Origin of the sequence: Pseudarthrobacter sp. SSS035 (assembly GCF_023273875.1) — a bacterium.
Classification (GTDB): Bacteria; Actinomycetota; Actinomycetes; order Actinomycetales; family Micrococcaceae; genus Arthrobacter.
Genome location: NZ_CP096882.1, coordinates 3,645,458 through 3,671,674 on the forward strand (window position 1 = coordinate 3,645,458; position 26,217 = coordinate 3,671,674).

General features: G+C 61.3%; 19 protein-coding genes and 3 pseudogenes. 12 read left to right on the forward strand and 10 right to left on the reverse strand.

All coding sequences use genetic code 11. The features are described 5' to 3' along the window. Nucleotides 1-3 precede the first annotated feature (3 nt). A complete protein-coding gene (gene rfbA, locus MUN23_RS16830) occupies nucleotides 4-876 on the reverse strand; it encodes a glucose-1-phosphate thymidylyltransferase RfbA (protein WP_248759892.1) in 873 nt (290 codons plus the stop codon). Between the two features lie 102 nt (nucleotides 877-978). Here rfbA and rfbB point away from each other — a divergent pair, with 102 nt between their 5' ends. The 5 genes from rfbB to MUN23_RS16855 all read left to right on the forward strand — a co-directional run bounded on the left by rfbB (nucleotide 979) and on the right by MUN23_RS16855 (nucleotide 6,975). Further along, nucleotides 979-1,977, forward strand: a complete 999-nt coding sequence (gene rfbB, locus MUN23_RS16835; RefSeq protein ID WP_248759894.1) for a dTDP-glucose 4,6-dehydratase — start codon at nucleotides 979-981, stop codon at nucleotides 1,975-1,977. A gap of 4 nt (nucleotides 1,978-1,981) precedes the next feature. Next, the gene (locus MUN23_RS16840; protein WP_248759895.1) at nucleotides 1,982-3,388 is read left to right on the forward strand and encodes a bifunctional dTDP-4-dehydrorhamnose 3,5-epimerase family protein/NAD(P)-dependent oxidoreductase; all 1,407 of its coding nucleotides are present in this window, start codon (nucleotides 1,982-1,984) and stop codon (nucleotides 3,386-3,388) included. Between the two features lie 119 nt (nucleotides 3,389-3,507). Continuing rightward, on the forward strand, nucleotides 3,508-4,173 hold the full coding sequence (locus tag MUN23_RS16845) for a glycosyltransferase family 2 protein (protein WP_248759896.1): 666 nt from the start codon (nucleotides 3,508-3,510) through the stop codon (nucleotides 4,171-4,173). A gap of 32 nt (nucleotides 4,174-4,205) precedes the next feature. Continuing rightward, nucleotides 4,206-4,553: a DUF2304 domain-containing protein gene (locus tag MUN23_RS16850; RefSeq protein ID WP_248759897.1), complete on the forward strand. Its 348-nt coding sequence runs from the start codon at nucleotides 4,206-4,208 to the stop codon at nucleotides 4,551-4,553. 223 nt (nucleotides 4,554-4,776) lie between these two features. Further along, nucleotides 4,777-6,975, forward strand: coding sequence for an acyltransferase family protein (locus tag MUN23_RS16855; protein ID WP_248759898.1), 2,199 nt, complete (start codon nucleotides 4,777-4,779; stop codon nucleotides 6,973-6,975). A gap of 140 nt (nucleotides 6,976-7,115) precedes the next feature. On the opposite strand, the pseudogene MUN23_RS16860 reads toward MUN23_RS16855, so the two are convergent. The 3 genes and pseudogenes from MUN23_RS16860 to MUN23_RS16870 form a co-directional block, all read right to left on the reverse strand. Then, nucleotides 7,116-7,963, reverse strand: a pseudogene (locus MUN23_RS16860) (transposase); the annotation flags it as partial. A 531-nt stretch (nucleotides 7,964-8,494) separates the two neighbouring features. Further along, nucleotides 8,495-9,604, reverse strand: coding sequence for an NAD(P)-dependent oxidoreductase (locus MUN23_RS16865; RefSeq protein WP_248759899.1), 1,110 nt, complete (start codon nucleotides 9,602-9,604; stop codon nucleotides 8,495-8,497). 61 nt (nucleotides 9,605-9,665) lie between these two features. Then, complete coding sequence (locus tag MUN23_RS16870; RefSeq protein WP_248759901.1) at nucleotides 9,666-10,553, reverse strand: glycosyltransferase; 888 nt, start codon at nucleotides 10,551-10,553, stop codon at nucleotides 9,666-9,668. 158 nt (nucleotides 10,554-10,711) lie between these two features. Between MUN23_RS16870 and MUN23_RS16875 the strand changes: the two genes are divergently transcribed. After that, nucleotides 10,712-11,998, forward strand: a complete 1,287-nt coding sequence (locus MUN23_RS16875; protein WP_248759903.1) for a hypothetical protein — start codon at nucleotides 10,712-10,714, stop codon at nucleotides 11,996-11,998. 39 nt (nucleotides 11,999-12,037) lie between these two features. Here MUN23_RS16875 and MUN23_RS16880 read toward each other — a convergent pair whose 3' ends face one another. The 5 genes from MUN23_RS16880 to MUN23_RS16900 form a co-directional block, all read right to left on the reverse strand. Further along, nucleotides 12,038-14,290, reverse strand: coding sequence for a GH25 family lysozyme (locus tag MUN23_RS16880; protein WP_248759905.1), 2,253 nt, complete (start codon nucleotides 14,288-14,290; stop codon nucleotides 12,038-12,040). A gap of 130 nt (nucleotides 14,291-14,420) precedes the next feature. After that, the gene (locus tag MUN23_RS16885) at nucleotides 14,421-14,663 is read right to left on the reverse strand and encodes a hypothetical protein (RefSeq protein WP_248759907.1); all 243 of its coding nucleotides are present in this window, start codon (nucleotides 14,661-14,663) and stop codon (nucleotides 14,421-14,423) included. A gap of 283 nt (nucleotides 14,664-14,946) precedes the next feature. Continuing rightward, entirely contained in the window at nucleotides 14,947-15,954 is a 1,008-nt protein-coding gene (locus MUN23_RS16890) for a GDP-mannose 4,6-dehydratase (RefSeq protein ID WP_248759908.1), read from the reverse strand. Then, a complete protein-coding gene (locus MUN23_RS16895; protein WP_248759910.1) occupies nucleotides 15,951-16,934 on the reverse strand; it encodes a GDP-mannose 4,6-dehydratase in 984 nt (327 codons plus the stop codon). The genes MUN23_RS16890 and MUN23_RS16895 overlap by 4 nt, the downstream gene beginning before the upstream one ends. A gap of 88 nt (nucleotides 16,935-17,022) precedes the next feature. Beyond that, a complete protein-coding gene (locus tag MUN23_RS16900) occupies nucleotides 17,023-18,174 on the reverse strand; it encodes a glycosyltransferase family 1 protein (RefSeq protein ID WP_248759912.1) in 1,152 nt (383 codons plus the stop codon). A gap of 160 nt (nucleotides 18,175-18,334) precedes the next feature. Here MUN23_RS16900 and galE point away from each other — a divergent pair, with 160 nt between their 5' ends. The 6 genes and pseudogenes from galE to MUN23_RS16930 form a co-directional block, all read left to right on the forward strand. After that, nucleotides 18,335-19,348, forward strand: a complete 1,014-nt coding sequence (galE, locus tag MUN23_RS16905) for a UDP-glucose 4-epimerase GalE (protein ID WP_248759914.1) — start codon at nucleotides 18,335-18,337, stop codon at nucleotides 19,346-19,348. 205 nt (nucleotides 19,349-19,553) lie between these two features. Then, nucleotides 19,554-20,087, forward strand: a pseudogene (locus MUN23_RS16910) (IS630 family transposase); the annotation flags it as partial. Between the two features lie 159 nt (nucleotides 20,088-20,246). Next, a complete protein-coding gene (locus tag MUN23_RS16915; protein ID WP_248759916.1) occupies nucleotides 20,247-21,443 on the forward strand; it encodes a tyrosine-type recombinase/integrase in 1,197 nt (398 codons plus the stop codon). Next, nucleotides 21,433-22,410, forward strand: a complete 978-nt coding sequence (locus MUN23_RS16920; RefSeq protein ID WP_248759918.1) for a tyrosine-type recombinase/integrase — start codon at nucleotides 21,433-21,435, stop codon at nucleotides 22,408-22,410. Before MUN23_RS16915 ends, MUN23_RS16920 begins: the two co-directional genes overlap by 11 nt. A 1-nt stretch (nucleotide 22,411) precedes the next feature. Further along, nucleotides 22,412-23,410, forward strand: a complete 999-nt coding sequence (locus MUN23_RS16925) for a tyrosine-type recombinase/integrase (RefSeq protein ID WP_248759920.1) — start codon at nucleotides 22,412-22,414, stop codon at nucleotides 23,408-23,410. Between the two features lie 88 nt (nucleotides 23,411-23,498). Beyond that, nucleotides 23,499-24,062: pseudogene (locus MUN23_RS16930) on the forward strand (IS630 family transposase); the annotation flags it as partial. 9 nt (nucleotides 24,063-24,071) lie between these two features. On the opposite strand, the gene MUN23_RS16935 reads toward MUN23_RS16930, so the two are convergent. Continuing rightward, complete coding sequence (locus MUN23_RS16935) at nucleotides 24,072-25,988, reverse strand: hypothetical protein (RefSeq protein ID WP_248759922.1); 1,917 nt, start codon at nucleotides 25,986-25,988, stop codon at nucleotides 24,072-24,074. Nucleotides 25,989-26,217: the final 229 nt, after the last annotated feature.

Below are 26,217 nucleotides of genomic sequence, written 5' to 3' on the forward strand. Positions count from 1 at the left end.
TTCTTAGCTGTCTGCGCTGCGGAGAAGTTCCAGCAGGTAAGCTCCGTAGCCGCTCTTCACCAGGGGTTCGGCGCGTTCGCGGAGGTCCTCATCGCTAAGGAATCCGAGCCGCCACGCGATTTCTTCGGGTGCTCCGATTTTGAGGCCTTGGCGGTGCTCCACGGTACGAATGAAGTTGGAGGCATCGTTGAGCGAGTCAAACGTGCCGGTGTCCAGCCACGCCGTGCCGCGGGGAAGGATTTCAACCTTCAGCTGGCCGCGTTCCAGATAAGTGCGGTTGACGTCCGTGATCTCGAGTTCGCCGCGGGGGGAAGGCTTGAGGTCCTTGGCGATGGCAATGACTTCGTTGTCATAGAAATACAGTCCGGGAACGGCGTAGTGACTGCGTGGCTTTTCCGGCTTCTCTTCGAGGGAGATCGCTTGTCCCCTGCCGTCGAACTCCACGACACCGTAGGCTGTCGGATCCGAGACCCAGTACCCGAATACAGCACCGCCCTCGATATCCTTGAAGCGGCGAAGCTGGGTTCCCATCCCTTGGCCGTAGAAGATGTTGTCGCCCAGTACCAGGGCCACCGGCTCATTGCCGATGTGCTCTTCGCCGAGAACGAATGCTTGCGCGAGTCCGTCAGGACTCGGCTGCTGCTTGTAGGTAATATTGACGCCAAATTGCCAACCATCGCCGAGCAGGCGCTGGAATTGTTCGGCGTCGTGGGGCGTGGTGATAATCAGGATGTCCCGGATGCCGGCCAGGATGAGGGTGGAGAGCGGGTAGTAGATCATGGGCTTGTCGTAGACAGGCACCAGTTGCTTGCTTGAGCCAAGAGTGATCGGGTGCAGCCGCGAGCCTGTGCCGCCAGCCAAGATGATTCCACGCATGCGCTCTATCATTGCGTGCATTGGCACGGCCAGCAAACCAGACCTGTTGCGGAGGGCCCGTCGCTGAAAGTCCCGGCTGCAGGCGCGCGCTAAGCTGGCTGAATGCAGAATCTTCTCGTCACCGGTGGTGCCGGCTTCATCGGTTCCAATTTCGTCCACTATGTTCTGGAGAACACTGATGACCGTGTGACGGTGTTGGACAAGCTGACGTATGCCGGCAACGTACAGTCTTTGGGAGGGCTTCCCAATGGCCGTTTCCGTTTTGTCCAGGGGGACATCTGCGATGCCGGGCTGGTTGACGGTCTGGTGGCTGACGCCGATGTGGTGGTTCATTACGCGGCCGAGTCGCACAATGACAATTCGCTGCATGACCCGCGCCCGTTCCTGGACACGAACATCATCGGGACGTACACGCTGATCGAGGCGGCCCGGAAGCACAGCAGGCGGTTCCACCACATCTCCACCGACGAGGTCTATGGGGACCTGGAACTCGATGACCCGGAGCGGTTTACCGAGGACACCCCGTACAACCCCTCCAGCCCGTACTCCTCAACGAAGGCCGGCTCGGACCTGCTGGTGCGTGCCTGGGTGCGTTCCTTCGGTCTGCAGGCCACCATCAGCAACTGTTCGAACAACTACGGCCCGTACCAGCACGTGGAGAAGTTCATCCCGCGCCAGATCACCAACGTGATCGACGGGATCCGCCCCAAGCTCTACGGCAAGGGGGAGAACGTGCGGGACTGGATCCACGCGAACGACCACTCCTCGGCCGTGTTGGCGATCATCGCCAAGGGCCGGATCGGGGAAACCTACCTGATCGGCGCCGACGGCGAGAAGAACAACAAGGACGTCGTCGAGCTCATCCTCAAGCACATGGGAGAGTCCCCGGACGCCTACGACCACGTCGTGGACCGGCCCGGCCATGACCTGCGCTACGCCATCGACTCCACCAAGCTCCGCGACGAGCTCGGGTGGGAACCGAAGTTCGCCAACTTCGACGCCGGCATCGAGGACACCATCGCCTGGTACCGCGACAACGAAAACTGGTGGCGGCCGCAGAAAGCCCAGACCGAAGCCAAATACAAGGAACAGGGCCAGTAGAGCAATGTCGATCGAGTTCTCCAAGAAGCTGACCGTGCACGAAACGCCGATCCCCGGCGTTGTCCTCTACGATTTGCCGGTCCATGGTGATAACCGTGGCTGGTTCAAGGAAAACTGGCAGCGGGAAAAGATGCTGGGGATCGGGCTGCCTGATTTCAAGCCGGTGCAGAACAACATTTCGTTCAACGAAAAGGCCGGCACGACCCGCGGCATCCACGCTGAACCGTGGGATAAGTTCATCTCGGTCGCCACGGGCAGGATCTTCGGTGCCTGGGTGGACCTGCGCGAAGGACCGTCGTTCGGTGCCGTCTTCACTGCCGAACTGGACCCGAGCCGGGCCATTTTCGTTCCCCGGGGTGTGGGCAATGCCTTCCAGACGCTGGAGGACAACACGGCCTACACGTATCTGGTCAACGATCACTGGTCCGCGGATGCGCAGGGCCAGTACACGTTTCTGAACCTCGCGGACGAGACCGCCGCCATCGTCTGGCCGGTCCCGCTGGCGGACGCTGAGCTGTCCGATAAGGACAAGGCGCACCCGCGCCTCGCGGACGTCGTGCCGATGCCGGCGAAGAAGATCCTTGTGGTCGGTGCCGACGGACAGCTGGGCAAGGCGCTGCGGGAACTGTACGACGGCGACGCGAGTGTCGAGTTCGCCGGGCGGGCCGGGTTCGATCTGTCCAGTGAAGCTGCCTTCGCGGAGCGGAACTGGAGGAACTACTCGACGGTCATCAACGCCGCCGCCTACACCGCCGTCGACACCGCGGAAACCGCGGAGGGCCGCACTGCTGCATGGGCCGTCAACGTCAGCGCTGTGGCGCGGCTGGCCCGGGCCGCCGTCGAACATGACTTCACCCTGGTGCACGTTTCCTCGGACTACGTCTTCGACGGCGTCCGCGAGGGCCACGACGAGGCTGAACCGTTCACCCCGCTGGGTGTCTACGGTCAGACCAAAGCAGCTGGCGACGCAGTCGTCAGCGTCGTTCCCCGCCACTACATCGCGCGGACCAGCTGGGTCATCGGCGAAGGCAACAACTTCGTCCGCACCATGGCGTCCCTCGCCGGCCGCGGCATCGAACCTTCCGTGGTCAACGACCAGATCGGCCGGCTCAGCTTCACCGAGGATATCGCGGCGGGGATCCAGCACCTGTTGGCGTCCGGCGCCGCCTACGGCACCTATAACCTGAGCAACGACGGCGAACCGCAGTCATGGGCGGACATCGCCGCCGACGTATACGAGCTCTCAGGGCACACCCGGACCGCCGTCACCGGCGTCAGCACCGAAGAATACTTCAAAGGCAAGGACGCAGCGCCGCGGCCGCTGAACAGTGTGCTGGACCTGGCGAAAATTCAGTCCACAGGCTTCCATCCGGCCAGTGTCGCCAGTAGGCTGAAGGACTACTTGAGCTAGCCAAAGGGGCCGGCGCGGACTGGACCGGGCATGAATTGCCGGACTCAAGGCCTTCGCGGCGGCATCGGGCTCCGGTGCCGCTAACAAGCCGGAGTCGTGCCATATGCAACAATTGATCTGTGAGTCGCACCTGGATCGTAATCCCCATGTACAACGAGGCTACTGTCGTAGGTTCGGTCATCGATGGGCTGCGGAAGCAGTTCCCCTACGTCGTTTGCGTTGATGACGGCAGCACGGATGGATCACAGGAGAAGGCGCGGGCGGCCGGCGCAGTTGTTGTTCAGCACCCCATCAACCTGGGCCAGGGTGCCGCCCTGCAGACCGGCATCGAGTTCGCCCTGCAGGATCCGGAACTGGAGTGCATCGTAACGTTTGACGCGGACGGCCAGCACCGGGTTGACGACGCCATGGCCATGGCGGCGCGGGTGAAATCGGGGGAGGCAGAAATCATCCTCGGCTCGCGCTTTCTGGACGACCGTACAAAGCTCTCGCCCGCGAAACGGCTCGTTCTCAAGACGGCGGCCATTCAGTCCAGGCTGGCCACCGGTATGAATCTGACCGACGCACACAACGGGCTGCGCGCCTTCAACCCCCGGGTCGCCTCCAACATCCACCTGACCCAGAACCGGATGGCACATGCCTCCGAGTTGGTGAACCAGCTGGCCAAGCTCAAACCGAAATATGCTGAGCACCCCGTAGAGATCATATACACGGACTATTCCAAATCCAAGGGACAGTCCCTGCTGAACTCGGTCAATATCGTGGCCGAACTGTTCTTCAAATAGCCCCCAGTTCTTCAACAAGCCAAGGTGTCGGATTGCTAATCATTGTCCAAATTGTCCTCGTCTCCGCCGTCATGGTGGTCTCGCTCGCCCTGATGCGCGGCGGTTCCAACGCCCGGCACCTGGCCGTACGCCGCATCCTGCTGATGTCCTTCGCAGTCGTCGCGGCGCTGTCGGTGTTCTTTCCCGAAGCCCTCACCCGGGTCGCTGGCTTCCTTGGCATCGGACGAGGAACCGACCTGGTGCTCTACGGCGCGGTAGTTTCCCTGTTCGTTTTCATGGCTACGACCTACCAGCGCTTCCGCCACGCTGAAAACGCCCTCACGAAGCTCTCGCGGCGCATCGCGATCGATGAAGCCGAGAAACCCGGGCAGCTGAGCTAGCACCCAAGGGACTGCGTTGATTCCTCCAGCTTGCCTTCGTCATGGAGGCAAATGGGCGAAGCTCCCTGGAAACGCAAAGCCCTTGGCGACGATTATTGGAACTTTTGATGAAAAGATTTGGCCTCACAATGAATACGGCAATCCGACTGACATTATCTTGGCGTTGCCGCGAGACTAACTTTGGTCTTGGCTGGACATTGGCTGCGCCTCGGGGGCACGCCGCATGAGCGGCATCGCCAGTGTCGTCTTTCCAACGCAAACCACGCAGGCTGCTCCTCCCTCAAAGAAGGCCACCGCTAAAGGCCGGAGACTGGACATCGAGGGCCTGCGGGCTATCGCAGTCGGCGTGGTGATTATGGATCACTTGATCCATTGGCCCACGGGCGGGTTCATTGGTGTGGATATCTTCTTCGTCATCTCCGGGTATTTGATTTCTGGCATTTTGATTCGGGAGGTGCAGAGCAAGGGCAAGGTTGATTTCCGGGGCTTCTATATACGACGCGCCAAACGGATACTGCCAGCCGCAGCTGTAGTTCTCTCCATGACAGTTACCGCGTCATATGTTCTGTTTTATTCGGGACAGGCCGCTGCCATCGCGGCAGATGCGTTCTGGGCGCTGCTGTTTTCTGCGAACTGGCGCTTCGCGCTACTGGGCACGGATTACATGCAAGCTGGTGCATCCGTCTCCCCGCTTCAGCACTTCTGGTCGTTGGCTGTGGAAGAGCAGTTCTACGTTTTCTGGCCGTGGGTGCTCATGGCAGCTCTTGGTCTGGCACTAAGACTCGGAATGAACGCACGGGGAAAGCGGCTCCTACTGTTGGCCGCGATCGTTCTCGTCGCCGTCCTTTCCTTCGCATTTGGCATGTACGAGACTGCGAGCCACCCGACAGTGGCGTACTTCTCGACATTCGCGCGGGCCTGGGAACTGGCGGTCGGAGCGGCCCTGGCTGCTGGGGCCGCATACTTCAGGAACCTCACTCAATGGTTACGAGCCGTTTTGCTGTACGCCGGCCTCGCTGGCATCGGAATCTCCCTTTTCGTGATCGGCCCCGGGACACCCTTTCCGGCTCCATACGCAACTCTTCCTGTCGTTTCGACGATGCTGATACTTGTCGCGGGGGAGCAGGCACCGGATAGGCATAACCGCACTGCATGGGTCCTGACCAACCCGGTATCACAATATCTGGGGAAGATCTCGTATTCGCTGTACTTGTGGCACTTCCCCGTCATTGTGCTCCTGGGGGTCATACTGCCTGCCGGCTCGAAACGGCACCTGCTGTTGTCCATCGTGATCTTCTGCGTCCTTGCGGCGCTGTCCTTCAAGTACGTAGAGGACCCTCTACGTCGGATCAAACTCTCCAAAGCAGTATCGAGTCCCACCCGGTGGGGTGATTTCCGCCAGCCGCAAGGCCGCCGAAATTCTTTGCTAGTCCTCGCGCTGCTGAGCTGCTTTGTGATAGTTCCGCCAGCAGTCGCTTTTGCGGTACTCAGCCCCGCCAAGACCCTCTCGAACGCGGCCTCAGCGTCAGGTGGGGACCGCGACGAAAGTGTCGACGACAGGCACGAATCGCTCCAGACGGCGCTTCGCGCCGATGCGTGGCCGGAGCTTCGCCCCAATGCTGCAGAAATGGGACCGGATGGCGCTAACGCCAAGCCTTCGGAGTGGATCAAGGACGGGTGCCTTGGCGGAACAATCGTCCCACAGCGACGCTTGGACGATGTAATAGAGAATGCAAAGAGCTGTGTCTACGGCAACGCTATGGCCAAGAACTCGATGGTTATTTACGGCGACTCCACCACTATGAGCTTCGTGCCAGGCATCCGAGCTGCGCTGCAGCGCGAGGATTGGGTCGTCTACGTCTATACAGTTGGGGGTTGCACGCCTACCATCGTCAACACGGCCGGCGTGGATGGGTCCACAGAGGAGTGCAAACGCTTCAAGAACTGGGTTCAGGACGAGATCAGCAGCAAAACGCCGACGATGGTCGTCTCGTCATTTTTGCGAAATGATGCTCAGCTGGCGAACAAAAAGACCGGCACGGAAGCTGACGCGGAGTGGCACCGAGAGGTGGCCGACACCGCGAACTTCATGGTTCACCACACGTCCAAATACGTAATGCTTGAGGCGCCGCCCTCAGCGCGCGTCGAGCCTAGCCAGTGCATTACCCGCTTCAGTAAGCCTTCGGATTGCATCACCACCCTTTCCGCCGACTATTCGCGCCAAACAGAAGTCCTGCGGTCGGCGACGGCATCTGCCGGAGAAAAGGCACTGTTCGTTCCGATATCGGGCTTGTTCTGCGTAGAAGGTAAGTGCCCGGCATTCATCGGATCCGTTGGAACGTACGCTGACGTGAATCACATTAGCGAGCCGGCTTCGACTCACCTGGCGCCATTTTTGCGTCTTTTCCTGAGGCTTGACTAGATGATTAAATTCTCTTAGACCCAGTGGGTGCAGGCAATCGAGCGTTAGGGAGTGCATCGATCAGCGACTTGTGCCCGAATACAGGCGTTGGGGTACGCAGCCGGTAAGGAACGAGCGTGTAGATGTCCTAATGGTCCAACCATCGTGTCCCGCGATTCGCGGATGTCCGCGGGCATCCGGGCGAGCTGGGTTGGCACGATGGGCATAGCGTTGGTTCCGACCACGGTCACTGTTTGCTGGTCCAGAGCGACGATGATCTCGCCGTCAAAGGCGTTCACCTATCCTTGGGCGCGAGCTTTGTCAGCCGGTTCCCGATCCGACGCCGGCCGGCTTGCAGGAGGGATTCGGGGATCGGCCAGGTCACACACACGGCAGCAGATCCAGCACAGCCGGATGGTCCAGGCGCGGGCCAAGGACCCGCTCCAGTGCCGGGTGGATCTGGGTCAGTAGGCCTCGGGTCCGGTTCGACGTCGCAGTGACGTGTTTGGCCAGGTCGTTGTCGAAGCCGCAGAGCACGGTCGGTTCAGCGAGTTGTTCGTCAGCGATGTGGATGGATCGCAGCGTGTGCGGCATGGCCCGGCGCGTTCGGCGATGATGGACGCGTCCTGGACATCGATTTTCGCTTCGCAAGGGTGCAGGTCCGCGATTCGGCGCATCGCCAGACCGGGCAGGTATCCGACGTGACACCGGCAGCTTAGGCGACCGCGACGGGGGGTGTACCGATGGTGGCTGGCTGGTCAACCACGAGCAGGATGGTGCCGTGCTTATTCAAAGAGTCAAAGATCTCGCGCAGCCTGAGCTCGACGTTGGGCAAGGCATTTGTTGAAAGCTTCTTCTCTGCCCGGTCCACGGCACGGCGTCGTGCTCGCTTTGCCAACGTCCAGGCCGATGCAGAGATCAGTGATTTCGTGATTTCCGATCACCTGTACCTCCCAGTCATAGCAGCTGATACTTCTGCTGGACTGTCCGCGGTGTCAGACCCCGGCATCCACGTTACACGCGACGATCCTAAACTGTCCCGCCTCCATTAGCCGCCTCTCGGGCCACTACCGGACCCCGGTGACAACGCCCCGGGTCATGAACGACTGGGGTCGTCAATCATGCCGGGGCCAGCAGGCCAGCAGACCCCTCATCCTGCAACAGAACTGGGGCTTCGAAAAAGGTAACGGGCAGTCCCCGCCGACAGTCCCGTGGCACACGAAATCCGGGAGGACATTGTACATGCGCAGGATGTCTTGTGGTCAGGAGTGTCAAGTTCGGCGTCCGGATACAGGGCTTACTCTTGCTGCTCGACTTTGAAAGCCTCCGCGCTGCCGTGGACACTCCGCAACGACTCATTTGGCGACGGTTACCGGGGGCAGGTGTCTCGGGAGGCTTGGCAAGAGCCGAGGTCCTTGGACTCCGACAACAGGTCCGCCCCCATCGGGGACCATTTGGTCAAGAAGTGAAGCTGAAGAGTGACACCCCCAAAGACCCTTGTAATTCTAGAAGCAAGGTCCTTGGGGGTGGGGCTCTACGGCTAAAGCTCAGCCTCTGCTGGTAGGCGCCCGTCGATCCATTCAGCCAGACGTGCAATGCCGGCCTCCAGGTCGTAGCGGGGTTCCCACGGCAGCGCGGCCTTGGCCGGCTCCACATCAGCCCACGCATGCCGGACGTCGCCCTGGCGGAACTGGCCCGTGACGTGCGGCTCCGGTGCGCCGTAGTGGCGGCTGATGATCTCAGCGGCCGTGCGGATGGTCTGGAATTCACCCGAGCCGATATCGAGGGCACCATCATGTGCCTCGTCAGCGACAGCGGCTGCAACCACAGCTGCGGCGACGTCGTCGATCAGCACGAAGTCGCGGCGCACCTCGCCGTCCTCGTAAAGCGGGATGGACTTGCCGGCTTTTGCCATCCGGCAGAAGAGGGACATGATCCCGGTGTACGGGTTGATAAGGGACTGGCCTGGACCGTAAACGTTCTGGAGGCGCAGCACGGCGGCTTCGACCCCGTACGACTTGGCCCACGACTCCAGGATGTTCTCCTGGGCGAGCTTCGTGGAGCCGTACACGCTGACCGGAGCCGGGGCAACGACCGAAGCAGACATCGCCACGGGCTGGGCCGTGGGGAAATCCCACTGTGAGCGTGACAGGATTTCGTTTGATCGCTGGCCGGGATAGAACAGGGCTCCGTCTGCGTCCGACTTCCAGGCACCTTCTCCATATACAGCGCGGCTGCTCGTCAGGACGATGCGGCGCGGCAGCTTACCGCTGCGGTTCAGGCCATCCAGCATCTGCGTGGTGCCCACCACGTTGGCGATAGCATGTCGTGTGGATTCCTCCAGCGACTGTCCGGTTCCGGTCTCGGCGGCAAGGTGAATCACGACGTCGGGCGTGACACCAGCGAGCACCTCGTCCCAGGTCTGAGCCTCAGTGATGTCACGAACTATCAGCTCGACGGCGGGATCGAGTTCCTCCGGCCGAGACTGGCTGGCGTGGATCTGCGGGTGCAGGCTGTCCACAGCTACCACTCGGTCGAACCCCGCCACCAGGGCCGGGGAAATGGCGCATCCGATAAACCCGGCGCCTCCCGTCACGAGGACAGTACCCCGTTTGGCAGTGGACGTTGTTGATGACGTTGAGGGGGTCACTAGTGAGGCCTTTCTGGGGCGGACATCTGCAAGGTCCAGTTTCTCATAGGACTGGCGCGGCTCAGTGACCGAACGCGTGCCCGAATGCTGCTTTGACCGCTTTCGGATTGCGGGAGAGCAGGGCTCCCGGCATGAGGGTGATGGCGTGCAGGCGCGATGTCCAGCGCACACGGGCTGCCATCGCGGCCTTCTTCCAGCCCTTCGCCCGGCAAAGGTCCTCGGCAATGCGGGCGTACTCCCGGTCCCCTGCGAAACGCGTTCCGTCGGTCAGCGTCGCAGCCGAGGCACTTGCGGAGTGGCGGCGGTAGGAGAACGCCAGCGTGGGGACGTGAACCAGCGATCCGCCCTGCAGGACGATGTCCATGACCAGCGCCAGATCCTGGACGATGGGGAGGCCGTCGCGGAAGCTGACCTTGCGGATTGCATCCGTCCGGAAGGCGAGGGAAGGCCAGTACAGCCAGTTGCCGCCCAAGAGACTGACGGCGAGGGATTCCCCGGCCAGAACGGTTGTGGCGTTGGTTTTGGGTCCGACGAACTTCCGCTTAACGGAATCGGCAAGGGACCTGACAATCCGCCCGGTTTCATCAATGACCTGGACGCCGGGCTGGATCACGGAAGCGTCCGGAAAATCGCGGTGGGCCTGCAGGACGACGTCCACGTAGTTCGGCAGGAGCACATCGTCGCAGCCGAGGATCACCATGAGGTCCTGCGTGGCCTCGGAAACACATGTGCGGTAGTTCTCCGTGATGCCCTTGTTGGATTCGTTCCGCTGGTAGGAGACCCGTTCATCATCGATCGTCGCGAAGTACTCCTTCACGGAGGGGTCGGGGTAGCAATCGTCGATGACCGTGAGTATCCAGTCCCCGTTGGTTTGTGCAAAGACGCTCGCGACTGTTTCCTTGAGCAGCGAAGGATCGCCCCAGTACGGTACAAAAATATCGAGCGGCATTTTCCAACTTCCACGGGTTGTCGTAGCTCAACTGAGCTCGTTCACGGGTGCCGGGGCGGCGGCTTCAATTGAGTGCCCGTCCGTATCCGACACTAATATGTTGCCATGACCTCCCAAGTTATCCGGCCATTGACCCCCGCAGCCCCGGTTCTTAACGGATGACGCACACTGAAGGCAGGGCGCCGGGGAAGTCGACTATTGCTGCACGCCAGGCGGCTTCTGTGGGATTGGCGTCGATTGCTTCTGCTGCAGCCGGGTACCTGGTCATCTGGTTTGTGCCGCGGGTACTGAACAAGGCAGATAACGCCGAGTTCCTGGCTTTTTGGTCAGCGCTCTTCCTGTTGTTCGGTATTCTCGGCGGCCTTCAAACGGAGATCATTAGGTACGTGACCGCGTTGGGCACGGACCCTGCCGGCAAGCCCCGCGGCGGCACGGAGCAGCCCCGAACGGTGCCTCTGTTCGCAGTGGTCTTCGGCATTGCCGCCGGGGTCGCCCTCGTATTGGTGATGACGTCACTGCTATGGGGCCGCGCAGTGCTGGGCCCCCACTGGGTGGTGCTGGTTTTCGTCCTCGCCGGTGCCTGCGTGGCCTTCTCCGTCCACGCCGCGTTGGCGGGCGTCCTCAGCGGCCGGCACCTCTGGGGCAATTTCTCAGCCCTCGTCGCTTCCGAGTCCTCGTTCCGGCTGGTCCTTGTCCTCATCGTCGGTTTGCTGGCGGGTTCCACTGCCGGGCTGGCAGCAGCGGCAGCTGCCGGCGCCCTCGCCTGGGGGCTGGTAGCCGTCTTCAGCCCCGAGCTGCGGTCCGCGTTCAGGATGCCGTTGGCCGTTCCCGTCAGCGACTTTGCACGGAAAGTGGGCCACGCCAGCATCTCGACGGCCGCCAGCGCGTCACTCGTTGTCGGATTCCCGATCTTGTATCGGATCACGACACCGGCTGACGTGTACCTCGCGTCGGCTCCTCTGCTGCTTGCCATACTCCTGACCAGGGCACCGCTGATGGTTCCGCTGGGAACCTTCCAGAGCGTCGCCATCGCCCATTTCGTCCGGCACCGCGACCGCGGCCTTACGGCACTCCGGCCGATCGCCCTCGCAATTACCGGCGTCGCGCTTGTGGGCGCCGTGGCGGCGTACTTCCTGGGGCCCCGGCTAATGGTCCTGCTGTTCGGCCCGGACTACCACGTAGCGCCGTGGATCCTGGCTGGGCTGACCGCTGCCGCCGCAGTGCTGGCGCTGCTCACCCTCACCGGCGGTATGTGTGTAGCCCTTAACCGGCACCGAGTATCTTCTGTCGGCTGGGTGAGCGCAGGCGCCCTTACGTTGCTGGTCCTCCTGCTGCCGCTGGAGGCGGACTTCCGGGCCGTTGCGTCCCTGCTAATAGGCCCGTTGCTGGGCGTTGCCATCCACACAGTGGCACTGTCTCGCCGCACTGCTGTTCCGTCGGTGTAGCCGCACGGGGCCCATAGTCTGGTGCCGTGGAGCGGGAACTCAGTAGCGGGTAATTGTGTAGCCCGCCGCCGCACTCCACTTTATCGAACCACCCCTGAAGTACTGTACGCAACCATCCCCGGCGCAGGTTTCGGTGCTGGTGGGGAATCCGAAGAAGCCTTGCTGGGCCCCGTTGCTCCGCCATACGCCGCCAATGCCGCTGTTGTAGACAGCTCCCATGCCCACGCCGGATGCCCACAGAATCTCGCCGCCTGCGAACGACTGCGTGCATGAGGTTGCGGCACAAGTTTCCGTCGTCGTAGGGAAACCGAGCCGGCCCGATTCGGACCCGAGTGAGCGCCACAAGGATCCGATGCCACCGGAGAACACCGCTGCAGTACCGGTTGTGGGGGACCACAGGATGTCGCCTCCCGCGAAACTCTGGCGGCAGGTGCTGACGAGGCAGGTCTCGTTGCTAACGGGGAAGCCCAAGCGAGCATTCTCGGCTCCGAGCGTGCGCCAGAGGCCGCCGATAGCGCCGTTGTAAACGGCCCACTGTCCCGAGTCCGCCGTCCAGTAGATCGTTCCACCTCGAAAGCCCTGCTTGCATGTATTTCCGGCGCATGTTTCGTCCGAGGAAGGATAGCTGAGTCGGGTGTCTTGGCCACCCATACCGTACCAAAGCGACCCAATTCCGGTTCCCTTGATTACTCCGAACGCCGAAGCCGTCGTCGCTGGATCGTTGAGGATCCGGCCCCCCGCGAAGTCCTGGAAGCATTCCACACTCCCACAGAACTGGGTATCGCCAGCCGGAGTGCCGAAGCGTCCATTGTCTGCCTGAAGAATTTTCCATTTCTCATATATCTCGCCGTTCGTGATGACCCATGCTCCGGACTCCGGCGTCCAGAAGATTTCGCCTCCCGCGAATGACTGCCTACAGGTCAAGCCTTGGCATGATTCGGCGGCAAGTGGCGCGCCGAGCCGTCCTGATAATGATCCTTGGGACTGCCACTTGGCGCCGATGAGTGTCCGCCATACAGGGAAGGCATTTGTGTCCAAGGTCCATACCATGATGCCGCCCTGGAATCCTTGCGTGCACTGAGAACTTGTACACGTTTGGTTTTCCATGGGATAGGCGAGTCTACCGTTTTCGGCGCCCAAGGCTTCCCATGCGTTTGCCACCTTTCCGGGGACCACTGCCCAGGGGCCAGATGCTGCAGTCCAAAGAATCTCGCCTCCTTGGAACATCTGACTGCATGCAGTAGTCGAACACGTCTCACTGCCCGTTGGATAGCCGAGGACGCCGGACGTTCCGCCCATCACGCTCCACCTAGCGCCAATACCGCCACTAAATACGGCCACTGCGGGGGTGGACGTGGACCAGTAGATGCTGCCGCCTTGGAAATCCTGTGAGCAGGCGGAGGCAGAGCAGGCTTCGTCAGACGTAGGGTATCCGAGGCGGCCGCCGACGCCGCCCCACTCGCGCCATGTACCGCCGATGGAGCTGAAGTATACGGCCTTGGCGCCGGTGTTGGAGTGCCAGATAATCTGGCCGCCAGCATACTGCCTGTAGCATCCACCGGATGGCAAGCCGCAGTACAGTGGGAGCGTCTGGGCCCCCAGCCGGCTGGAAGCGCCGCCCAAAGAGTTGTACTTGTTGAGGACAGGGTCGAAGCCTGTTGCGAGCGCCTGGAGTTCGGCGTAGCTTCCATTGAACACGTTCGAGTCGCCCACGAAAGGTCCCCGGCTGCTGTACTGCCAGATGTCGTATTTGGTCCAACCGGCCGGCAGCACGCCCGGTGAGACGGTTCGGTATGACGCGATGTGGAGCGGCTGGTTTCGGAACGCCGGGCTGTTACCCGTGCACTGTGTCCACCAGTCGGTGGTGGTGTAGATCGCGGGATAGCGTCCTGTCCGTGTGTACATCGTGTTGGAGAAGTCTGCGATCCATTGGACCATCTGGCTCTGGGACATGTTGTAGCAGGTGTTGCCCAGTTCTGGGTATGGGTTGTATTCGATATCCAGCAGGGGAGGGAGGGTGCCTCCGTCGCCGCTCCAGGCACCGCCGTTGGACGCGAAGTAATTCGCCTGCGCGGCGCCGGAAGAAACATTAGGGATCGCGAAGTGGTAAGCGCCCCGGATCATGCCGACGCTGCGGGAGCCGTTGTACTGACTGGAAAAGTAGGGATTCAGATAACTGAGGGCTTCTGACGCTTTCACGTAGGCGAACAGCCCGCCCATGTTTCGCTGTTCCTGCCAATTCACCGCTCCCTGGTGGCTACTGACGTCGAGCCCCTGGATGCCGGGCGGCATGTATGTGGCCTGTGTCGAAGCCCCGGCTGATTCGGTGGCTGCCCTGATCCCGAGCTTTTGCTGCAGCCCTTGGCCCATGTGCGCGCCATGGGCCCCCTGTGCGGCTTTGAGTTGGGCCAGCATCTTTGCGTCAACTGTTGATCCCGGCGGAACGGACTCGGTGGCGTTCGGAGCCGGGCTGGGCGCTGTTGCTTCGCCCGACGACGTGGCCGGTGCGGGCGCCGTCGGACTTTCCGTCGCAGTGGCCGTAGTCGGCGCCGCAGGGGAGCCGGGCGCCGGTATGGCGCCAGTCGTTTGAACCGGAGTCGACGACGGCGCCGGCAGGACTTGTTCGTCGGCAGATGCCGGCAAGGCCGGCACGAAGGAACTGCACACCAGGGCTGAGGTCAGAAGGGCCGCGGCCAGTACCCGTCCGCCGAAGGAGGTGGTTGCGCCCGCACGGGCGCTTGTGACTTTGCTGAGACTCATGTTCTGCTCCGGCCGGCAACGCGCAGATCCCCACGCATCGCGAAATTAGAAACCTAGTGGTTTGTCATTTCGGACGGTGGGGACAGCTGAGCCGTTTCCAGATCATCTTCATGACCCGGCCAATGTAGCACCAATGTTACGGGTGTAACCAGAGTGCTAGTTGTTACCAATGTGAGCTTAGTGGGAGCCTATTTGTCTGCGAGAAGTGCTTGGTCGTGCCGAACCATAGCCGTAACCAGGGCATCGAAATCCACGGACGGACGCCAACCCAGCCGGGACGAAATCTTGGAGATGTCGCCCCTCATCTCTGTCGCGTCGGAAGGACGAGCCAAGGATTCGTCAACGTCCACCACCGCGGGCCAGTCGTCAATGCCGACAGCTTTGAAGGCCGCCTCCACGAAGTCCTGGACGGAGTGCGAGACGCCGGTTGCGACCACAAAGTCGTCGGGCTCGGCAGCGTGGATAATCCTGTCCATGGCGTCGACGAAGTCCGGAGCCCAGCCCCAGTCCCGGATAGCGTTCAGGTTTCCCAGCGAAAGCTTGTCCAGCTTGCCCGCCGCGATGGCAGCGGCTCCCGACGTGATCTTGCGCGTGACAAATTTTGCCGGCCGCCGCACCGACTCGTGGTTGTAGAGAATCGCAGAGGAAGCAAACATCCCGCGGCTCCGGTAGACGCTGACGGCGTGATGCGCCAGCGCCTTCGCGGCGCCGTAGGGGGAGATGGGCCTGATTGGGGTGGACTCGCTCTGCGGCGCCGACTCCGCCTCACCGAACAGCTCGGCACTCGAAGCCTGGAGAAAGCGGATTTCTTTGCCGGTGGCCTGCTGTAGCTGCCAGATGGTTTCCAGCATTGAGACGACCGAGGCACCTGAGATCAGCGCCGTGTCGTAGGGGTGCTGCCACGACTGGTACACCGAACTGATGCCGCCGAGGTTGAAGACCAGGTCAGGTTTGACCGATTCGAGAATGGAGCCCACATCGTCCGGGCGGGAAAGATCGCCGAGGTGGTACTCCACCCCGTCCACGGTTGTTTCCCCCTCATGCGCTCCCGGCTGCAGCGCATGGCGGACGAGGCCATGGACTTCCCAGCCGCGGGAGAGCAGGGATTCGGCCAGGTAGGACCCGTCCTGGCCCGTTACCCCGGTAAGGAAGGCGGTGCCGACGGGAGCAGGCCCCGCCTCGCTGAGCGGGTTCACCGCATCAAGGCAGACTGCTCGGCAATGTCGTTCTCAACCATCATCTTGACGAGTTCGTTGAAGGAGACCTTCGGCTTCCAACCGAGCTTTTCCTGGGCCTTGGACGCGTCACCGATCAGCAGATCGACTTCGGCGGGGCGCATGAACTTGGGGTCCTGCCGGACATACTTCCGCCAGTTGTCCAGGCCCGCGGCGTCAAAGGCAGCCTGGAGGAGTTCTTCGATGGAGTGCGTTGCACCGGTAGAGATGACGTAGTCGTCAGCTTCGGGCTGCTGCAGCATCAGCCACATGGCTTCCACGTAGTCCCCTGCGAAGCCCCAGTCGCGCTTGGCGTCCAGGTTGCCAAGGACGATTTCGTCCTGGAGTCCGAGCTTGATCCGTGCGACCGCCATGGAAACCTTGCGGGTGACAAATTCCGGACCTCGGCGTGGTGACTCGTGGTTGAAGAGGATGCCGCTTGATGCGTGCATGCCGTAGGACTCGCGGTAGTTGATTGTCATGTAGTGGCCGAAGACCTTGGCTACGCCGTAGGGGGAACGGGGCCAAAGGAGGGTTTCCTCGGTCTGGGGCACCTGCTGAACCTTTCCGAACATCTCGGACGAGGACGCCTGGTAGAAGCGCACCCTGGAGATGTCGTCCCCGGCATACAGGCGGGTTGCCTCGAGCATATTCAGGACGCCCTTGCCGGTGACGTCAGTGGTCAGTGACGCGTTCTCCCAGGAGTAAGCCACGAAGGAAATTGCCCCGAGGTTGTAGACCTCGTCCGGCTGGGCAACGCCGAGCACTCGCACTAGCGAGGAGACATCGGTGAGGTCGCCGGTGAGCAGCTTGACGCCGGGCACAGTCTGACGGACCAGGTCATGCTTCGGGTTGTTCTGTCCTCGGATGAGGCCGAAAACTTCGTAGCCCTTCGAGACAAGAAGCTCGGCGAGGTAAAGGCCATCCTGGCCAGTGATTCCGGTGATTAGCGCACGGGGCATGGGAAAAGGTCCTTTGGTTCTGTTTGCTGGGCTAAAGCCACTATATATGGCTGGAGGATTGATCATTGGGGCGTCATCGACGGATGACTCAGGCAGAAGTCTTGGCTCCCGATCTTTGATCGAGCGCGTAGCGGTATGCCTGCTCGTGGACTTTGGCGCAGTGCTCCCAGGTGAATTTGCGGACTTGAGCCAGTCCGAGTTCCTGGAGCTCTTCGCTCCTGGCGATTGCGGTCCGGATTGCAGACGCAATGGCCGTCGGGTCTTCCGGATCAAACAGCACGGCGGCGTCACCGACTATCTCAGGCAACGAACCCGCCGTCGAACTCGCCACTGGACAGCCGGACGCCATGGCCTCCAGTGGGGGAAGCCCGAAGCCCTCATAGAGGCTCGGGAAGACCATGCATGCAGCGTCTCGGTAGAGCTCCCTGAGCTCCGCCAACGGGACCAGACCGCGAACTTCCACGTTCTCGGGAATATCCGAAAGCGTGTCCAGCGCTCCACCCGTGAGGACGAGTCGCAGCTCAGGGTTCGAGGTTTCAAGAAGCTTCATGGCTTCGAAGAGGTTGGTGTGATTCTTGTGCTTCCACCCCCTCGCCGGATACATAATGAAATTTTTGCGGGGGCCGAAATTCGGGGTAAATTCTTCGGCGTTGACGCCGAGATGGGCGGTGAAGATCTTCTCGGCCGCGATCCCCAAGTGGTTGACGATGCTTTCCTTCGCGAAGTCACTGATCGTCACAATTGCGTCGGCTTCGCGCGCCGCTTTCTCATAGAAGACCTTGCGATAAAGCTTGTCGAGTGTTCCGAAGAGCTCCGGGAGGTCGAGATGCTGGACATCCAGCAGCGTCTGAACGAAGGGCGTTCCCCTCGGTGGCCTAGGCAGGGGAACCGTGAACGGCACGTGGAATACATCCATCGGGCGCATCATGCGCAAAATAGTCTTCCGATTCACTATCCCTCTCGCCAAGGTAGCCAGTCGCGAGAGGGTTGACGCACCACCGTTTAGCCCCGGAACCACCACCTCGTCCGTCTTGTCGCAGAATCCTCGCGCAGATTCATTGACGTAGCACGTCGCGTTGACAGTGCTCGAAGCGCCGAGCTGGCGTGTCAACTCACGGGCATAAGTCTCACTGCCGCCCATCCCTCCGGGGACGAGCGTGAGCATGGAGACCCCCACATTCAAAGCGTCGGTGCGCGCAGGCTGAGGATCGGGGGAAAGGCCTGGCTCGGGGTTTGTCATGCTGAATATCCTAACGTCGGGCACGGTCCGAGGATTGCGGACGAGCGTTCGGGGCCTGGCCTTCGGCCGCCGGTCGCTTCCTTTGTTCGCGGGTTTCGCCACTCTTAGTCCACATTGGACCCGCGTGTGGCCGTATGCAACGCCCCCTAGACTGGATTCTATGAAGATATTGGTCACCGGCGGTGCCGGCTACATCGGATCGCACACAACGCTCTGTCTCCTTGGGGAGGGCCACGAGGTCGTAGTGGTCGATAATCTGATGAATTCGAGCCCTGAGTCGCTGAGCAGGGTCGAGCGGATCACCGGGAAGCGCGTCGATTTCCGCGAACTCGATTTGCTTGATGTAAGTGCCATAAACCGTGTCCTTGCAGAAGGTGGCTTTGACTCAGTCATTCACTTCGCAGGGCTGAAAGCGGTCGGGGAATCAGTTGCCAAGCCGCTTATGTACTACCAGAACAACGTAGTAGGCACCCTTAACTTGTTGCACAGCATGGAAGCCTTCGGAGTTCGTCGTCTGGTCTTCAGCTCGTCCGCAACCGTCTATGGTGACTCTGAAGAGGTCCCGCTAGTCGAGAAATCCCCGCTCAATGCCACAAATCCCTACGGCCGCACTAAAGAGCAGATTGAAGACATACTTTCGGATCTCGGGGCTGCCGATCCGCGATGGAGCATCGCGCTGCTTCGCTATTTTAATCCTGTTGGGGCACACGAGTCGGGCCTAATCGGCGAAGATCCCCAAGGCATACCCAACAACTTGCTTCCATTCGTGGCGCAGGTTGCCATAGGCCGCCGGGACAAAGTGAAGGTGTTTGGGAACGATTACCCGACGCCGGACGGAACAGGCGTGCGCGACTACATTCATGTGATGGACCTTGCTACCGGGCACCTCGCCGCACTCGACTACCTGGCTGAAAAGACGGGGGTTTTCCGCTGGAACCTCGGTACCGGCCGGGGATCATCAGTGCTGGAGGTTATCGAGGCCTTCGGAGCGGCGGCAAGCCGGACTATTCCATACGAGTTTGCGGACCGTCGGCCCGGAGACTCAGCCGTCAGCTATGCGGACCCATCGGCTGCCTTGGCCGACTTGGGCTGGTCGGCGCGCCGCGATCTCCGACAGATGTGTCAGGACCATTGGCGCTGGCAAGACGCAAACCCGATGGGCTACCAGCAATAGACAGACCCATCTCATGATTTGCTGAAGCAGAGACACGTCGCCCGTTTGCACTCGCCCGCGAGTTCAATGTTGGACTTCTGATTTGCTCAGCACCGTTGTATGCGCCACCGACTCCCACACCTCGGACTCCACGCACAGTCCGTGAAGACACTGCCCAGTGGTGTGTCTCCAAAATAGTTGATGCTTTGAGTGTTAAGCTCGTGTCATGGCGAATATAGCTCGTGCATTGGTGGTTTCTGATTCCCAGCGTGCTCTGCTGGAGGCGCTGTCGAAATCGCAGACGGCGTCGCATCGTGAGGTGCAGCGGGCGCAGGTTTTGTTGATGGCCGCGGAGGGGTTGGCTAATGAATCGATCGCGAAGGTCGCGGGGACGAGCCCGGGGACGGTGAGGTCGTGGCGGGCCCGGTTCGGGGCAGAGGGCCTGTCCCATTTGGGCGAGGTGCGTGCCGGGCGTGGCCGCAAGCCGGTCATTCCGCAGTCCACGATCGATGAGATCGTTGATCTAACGCTGAATTCCCGGCCCGACGGGCAGACGCACTGGTCGGTGCGGACGATGGCGGCGAGGGTCGGCGTGTCCCCGGCGCAGGTGCAGCGGATCTGGGCGGCCCGGGGCTTGAAGCCGCATCGGGTGGATACCTTCAAGCTCTCGAACGATCCGCGTTTCGAGGAAAAACTCATTGATGTTGTCGGTCTGAATCTGAACCCGCCGGAGAAGGCGATCGTGCTGTGCATGGATGAGTTATGCGAAGCTTCGCATAACTCGTCTGATGTGAAGTCATCGGTTATGTGAAGTTTGTCGGTGTTTGAGGTGGTGAGCGGCTTGACGGGCGCCGACTTCTTCGCATAACCGAGGTCTCCTTGATTGGTCATGGTATTCAATCAAGGAGGTTGATCGTTGATGTCTGACGTTAGCGAGTTGACGGCCCAAGCGGCCGCGTTCATGGTGCAGGCCGGCTACTCGCCTGGCTCTCGCGCCAGCTACCAGCGGGTGTGGAATCAGTTCGGGGAGTACTGCGCCGAAAGCGGGATTCGACATCCGGATCGGGAGGCCGCTGCTCGGTTCTGCGTGGCTGCCGGCGCGGATGGCGTTGAGCAGTGGCAGGTGTTCTGCCGCCGGGCGGTGGGCTGCTTGTTCGATGTGGCAGAGACGGGCCGGTTTGCGTTGCGGGCCGGGCGTGGGAAGATCCCGGTGCCCGAGGTGTTCACGGCGGAGTTCGAGGTGTATGCCGCGCAGTTGGCGGGATGCGGGCTGGCCGAGGCGACCATCCGCGGCAAGACCGGGATGCTGCGCCGGTTCTTGGCGTTCCTGGCGGATTTGGGGGTGCCGGAGGTGGCGGCGCTCAGCGTCCTGGACGTGTCCGCCTACGTCCGCTCGCTGGCGCCGATGGCCGCCTTCAGTCGCGCGGGCCAGCTGTATTTCCTGCGCGAGTATCTGCGGTTCGCGGTGCGACAGCACGGCGCCGATCCTGCCCTGGGCTCCATGTTCCCGGTGATCGTCACCGACAAGGACGCGGTCCTGCCTTCGGTCTACCGGCGGGGCGAGGTCGCCGGGGCCTTGGCGGAGGCCGGGAGCGCGTCCGAGTCACCGCTGCGGGACAGGGTGGTGATGCTGCTCGCCTCGCTGCTGGGGATGCGATCGGGAGACATCAAGGGACTGCGGTTCGACCAGATCGACTGGGCGAACCGGCGGCTGTCCTTGATCCAGCATAAGAGCGGCCAGCGGCTCGACCTGCCACTTCCGGAGGAATGCGCGCTGGCGATCATCGACTACTGGAAGAACGAGCGCCGGCAGGTCGAGGATCCGCACCTGCTGGTGCGCCAAAGAGCCCCGCACCAACCGCCCACGGCGGGCAACCACTTTCACCAGGTGGTTGCCGGGTGCTTCGACCGTGCTGGGGTCGAGACAGCTGGCAGGCACCGCGGCCTGCACTCATTGCGGCATTCTGTCGCGGTCGGGATGCTCGAGGCTGGGACACCTTATCCGGTGATCGGCGCTGTGCTGGGCCATGCCAATGCGAACACCACTCGCAGATATCTCAGGGTCAACGTCGCCGACCTTCGCCCGTTGGCGTTGGAGGTGCCCAATGGCCGTTGAGATCATTCCCGACGGGGCGTTCCCAGAGTTGTTCAGCGAGTTCGTCGAGTACAAGAGGAACCTGGGCTACGTCTATCCGAAAAGCCGCCTCTACCTCGTCAGGCGCCTGTCGAGATTCCTCGCCGGGCAAGACGGAGACGAGCGGGTGCTGACCAGGGACGCGGTCGAGGTCTTCGTCCGGCCGGGCGATGGAGAGTCCACTGGGTCGATCGCGGGCCGGCGCGGTATCGTCCGTCAGTTCGCCTTGTTCCTCCGGTGGAAGGGAATCGAGGCATGGGTGCTGCCGGACCGAGTGCGGCCGCGCCAATCCAGCGCGTTCATTCCCCGGATCATTACGGCTGACGAGATGGCCCGGATCATCGCCTGCGCCGACGCTCGTCCCGCATCGCGGTGCGGACCGCAAACCCAGCCGGTCTACGCGATGGTTGTCCGCTTGCTGTGGTGCTGCGGGCTGCGGATCGGCGAGACGCTGTCTCTGCGGATCGGCGACGTGGACCTGGCCGATGCCGTCATCACCGTCCACAAAGCGAAGCACAACCGGACCAGGTTGGTGCCGATGTCCGAGTCTTTGGCGGCATACGCCCGCCGCTACGTGGTTGCTGTCGGCCTTATCCCCGAAGATCGGGGGGCGTGGTTCTTCCCCTCCCCACGAGGCGGGCGCTACAACCCGGGCTCGGTCACCGCGCACATTCAGGGGTTGATGCTCCAAGCGGACGTCACTACCGCCTCGGGTCGTGCTCCGCGTTCTCATGACCTGAGGCATTCGTATGCGGTGGCCTGCCTGGGGAAGATGCAGGCCTCCGGGGTGGACGTTTACGCGGCACTGCCTTTGCTGGCGACCTATATGGGACACGCCGACATCGTCTCAGCGGAGTATTACCTGCGCCTCGACCCGTCAGCCTGGGGCAGCATCGATCAGGTCATGGAAGGCGCCTACGCGGGCGTATTCCCCAACGAGGAGGTGTGAGATGGCTGCCGCCCGCCCTTTCGCCGACATGCTGGCCCGGTTCCTCACCGTCCACCTGCCCGTCACCCGGGACTGTTCCAGGAACACCATCTCCGCCTATCGGGACGCGTTCACGCTGTTCCTGCGGTTCATGGAAGACCGGTTGGCGATCCCGCCGGACAGGGTCTCCTTCACAGACTTCACCACGCCGAACGTGGCGGCCTTCCTCGATTGGCTGCGCACCGACAGGGGCTGCTCCTCCGCCACCGCCAACCAGCGCCTGGCGGCGTTGAAATCGTTCTTCCGATACGTTCAAACCGAAGCCCCCGAGCAAATCGCACAGGCCCAACAAGTCTTCAGCCTCAAAGCCGCCCAAGCTCCCGAGCCCGCCATAGACTACCTGCCCCTGGAAGCGATCGGGCTGCTGCTGGAGCACGCCAAACGTCGCGGACCGCGCGACCTGGCGCTGCTGACGACCCTTTACGACACCGCGGCCAGAGTCCAGGAAGCCTGCGATCTGTCATATGCCGATCTTCATCTCGACAAACCCGCCAGCGCGACTCTCACCGGAAAGGGCCGCAAAACCAGGGTCGTTCCACTGACACAACAGGCCGCCGTGATCCTTGCCCAGCACGTCGGCACACTGCCTCAAGACCCCTCCGGTCCGGTGTTTGCCAACAGAGCCAATCAACGGCTGGGACGCGCCGGCGCCGCTTACATACTCGCCAAAAGCGCCCAGGCCGCGCACGCCGACCGTCCCGAACTCGTCCCCACGACCGTTTCGCCCCATGTCCTGCGCCATTCGAAGGCCATGCATCTACTGGAAAACGGCGTCAATCTGATCTACATCCGCGACATACTCGGCCACGCCTCCGTCATCACCACCGAGATCTACGCCAAAGCCAGCCCGGAAATGAAACGCCAAGCCATCGAAGCAGCCGCCGCGAAGGTACTCGGAACAAGCAACTACGACCAGACCGCCCGGCGGGATCTGCTGGCCTGGCTCCGCCAAGCGATCTGAATCCACCTGTTATGCCAAGAAGTCGGCGCCCGTCAAGCCGCTCACCACCCCAAACACCGACAAACTTCACATAACCGATGACTTCACATCAGATGAGAAGTCGTCCATCCAGGCTTTGGACCGCACCCAGCCGACCCTGGCGATGACGAAGGGTCGGGCGGAAACGATGACCCACGACTACAAACGCAACGGCACCACCACCTTGTTCGCGGCCCTGGACGTGGCGACAGGGAAAGTCATCGGCTCGTGCCTGCCCAAGCACCGCCACGAAGAATTCCTGGTGTTCCTGAAGACCATCAATAAGGAAGTCCCGCAGGGCCTGGATGTCCACCTGATCCTGGACAGTTACGCCACCCACAGGCACCCGGACGTAAAGGCGTGGCTGGCGAAAAATCCCCGGTTCCAGCTGCACTTCACCCCGACCTCGTCTTCGTGGCTGAACCTGGTCGAGCGCTGGTTCCGGGAACTGACAGAGAAGGCCCTGCGCCGCGGGGCATTCCATTCCGTCCCGGACCTGATCAACAAGATCGAGGAATACCTCGCCGCCCACAACACGGAACCCAAACCCCTGGTCTGGACCGCGACCGCAGACTCAATCCTCAAAAAAGTAGCCCGCGGCCGCGTCGCCCTCGAAACCATCAAACAAAACTGAGACAGACCACTAGTTGTGGCTGATCACCCGCGAGAGCAAGGGCTCTGGCATCGTATTCGATTCCAAGAATTCACGCAGATTACTGTCTAGGACGATCGACACTCCCGAATCTGCGTCCAGGATGTTCTCGACAGTACGCACCAGGTTCCCGGTGTAGCCGTTATACAGCGGCCTCAGTTCGCCGACGAGCCTGTTCGTATTGTCTGTATGGGTTCCAGTCAATGACAGATACCATGTCCCTGCCAAGAGAGGATCCATCTGGTCGGAGTTTGTGATAAAGACTGTATCTCCCTGATCAGGCCTGAAGGACTCGGCGGCGTGCAATAGTTCGGCGGCGGCGTGACCGTTTGCGTTGGCTTGGGCCGCAATTGCTGACATTCCCTGCTGGTACGGTGCCAGCGGATCCATCCCCAAAGGTCTGGTGTCAGGTACGGTGAGCCCGAAGACCTGAGTGGCTGCCAGCGCTGTCAGGACCGACATGACGGCGAGTCCCCGTGGGTGGACGTACTTGTGACGGGTTAGCCAACGGTCGACGAGAGCAGTTACTGTGATGCAGGCCACGATGGGCAAGAGCAGTTCAACGGCCAAAGCAAGCTTGAGCGAATAGTAGGTGACTCTTCCCGTGGTGCTAATTTGATAGAAGCCCAAGAAAATAACGGCAACGAGTCCCAGCGTCGGAACTAAGATCATCCTTGCTGCTGCGTGGCGTTCTCCTCGCCCACTAACAAACTGCTGGAAACTTCCGTGCACCAGAAGCATTGAGGATGCTAACGCAACGAGGAGGGTCGCGATTTCTACCCCGTGCGTTGAACTCTGAATCTTTCCCAGAGCGGTCACAACGTCCCCTGTCCCGATGCGGGATATCTGCTGGGCTACGAGAAAAAGACCCACAAGTGCCGCCAGGGTTGTCCCCAGATTTGCCAACCAGCACGTCCGCGTCGTTTGCCAGCGCGAACGGATGAAAGGGAAAATCGCAAGAATTACTGCAGGCAATGCGAGCAATAGTAGCAAGGACCAGGTATTTGCTATTCCCACCACTGCGGCAGCGGCAGCGGCGAAAACTACCGGCTTGGACAAAGAGTCCGCAAACGCCGCTATGAACATTAGACAGCCCAACAACGCCACGCCTAGCAGGAAGTTCTGAAACGCCGAGAACGTCGCGTGGGAAGCCGTGCCGAACGACCATGCCGTAATGACTAGAACGATGAACGGTGCACTCACCAGCGGGCGTCGCTGTATCCAAGGGAGCGATGTTATTCCTGCGGTCACTACGACGGCTGAAGCCACGGCCACCAACGAGCTCAGTCGGCTATAGGCCACTAACTCCTGCGCCAAAGTCCCTGGATCACGTCCCACCACGAGTTCCGCCATAGTGGAAAGGGCGCCATGGAATCCCTCTGGATATTCAATGAAGCTCCACACGTGGCCGGCGGCTGGAGGGCTGGCTACGGGGATTACCGTTCCATGGTTCCGGAGCATGTAGTACATATCGAAATGTGAAGAGTTGTCCCAACTCGTTAGCAGTACTCCCAAGGCCTGTTCGCCGGTGAAAACGAAAAGATAGGGCGCTAGCGCCGCGGAGGCCATAATCGCCGCGATCAGTATGAAATAGTCGGCCCGACTGGCTGAAGGCACCAGCGACATCACTGCTGCCCTCCGATTGACAGATGAGACTACTCGCACCACGAGCCCGGACAGAAGTACACCGACCAAGACATGGCCCCAGCTGTACAGGGCATCGGGACGTTGAACCCACCAAAGCAGAGGAACTGCACCGAAAAAGAAAGCACCAGCGATGACTATGCGCCATGACAAAGCCCTTGAAGTTGGAACGGCAATCACGAGCAGTGCTGTGAACGCCAATAGTCCCCAACCGTCCAGCAGCCCATGATGTCCTAACCACATAAAGCCCGCCAGAACAAGCAACCCGGCAGTCGCTCCGAAAATTCTGCGTCGACTGGCGGAGGGCCCTTTGGACGTGACTCTGCGTGATTGGCGCCGTGAGGCGATCACTTGGGACTGATGCACTTATACTCCGGGGGTTGAATACAGGAGGCAGTGCCCGCACGTGCATTGCTTTGTGCTAGCGGTCAAGCCTTTGATGTCTTGGCCTGCCCTCGGTGTACTAAGGGCTGGAGAGGTGGCTCTTCCGCCG